The organism is Citrobacter sp. VF227, assembly GCF_052950715.1.
On the sequence record NZ_JBRFVF010000343.1, the window covers coordinates 1 to 481 of the forward strand.

Consider the following 481-nt stretch of genomic DNA (forward strand, 5'->3'; position numbering starts at 1 on the left):
CCCCAGTGGCGGGCGTGGTAGGCGCCGAGCGCCGCGCGCAGCGCCGGCAGCCCCAGCGACGTCGTGTAGCGGGTGTGCCCGGCCGCTAGCGCGGCCTGTCCCGCGGCGACGATGGGCGCGGCGGTGGTGAAGTCCGGTTCGCCGATTTCCAGGTGAATGACGTCGTGGCCTTGAACTTGGAGCTGATTGGCCCGCTCCAACAGCGCCATGACGTGGAAAGGTTCGATTGCGCGACTGCGTGCGCTGTACGACGAGGTCATCTGACCTTCCTGTTGAGAACAAAACGTGAATTCTACCCAAGGTCCCGAAGCCGCTGCAGCCACTGTTGGAAAGGGGAGTAGCGCACCCCGAGCCGATCTGGTAAGTTCGCCCGCTTGCAGCCGCAGGGCCGGCACGGGCCGGCAAGGGACAAATCATCCTGCGCAATGGACATAGCGAGAGGCGTTCATCCATGCCCATTACCAAAGAAACACCGTCGAGC

The 481-nt window shown here is 64.4% G+C and carries 1 pseudogene; it reads right to left on the reverse strand.

Annotation, left to right across the window (positions count from 1 at the left end):
• Positions 1-260 (reverse strand): annotated as a pseudogene (locus ACU8YC_RS26660) (aspartate transaminase); the annotation flags it as partial.
• Between the last annotated feature and the right edge of the window lie 221 nt (positions 261-481).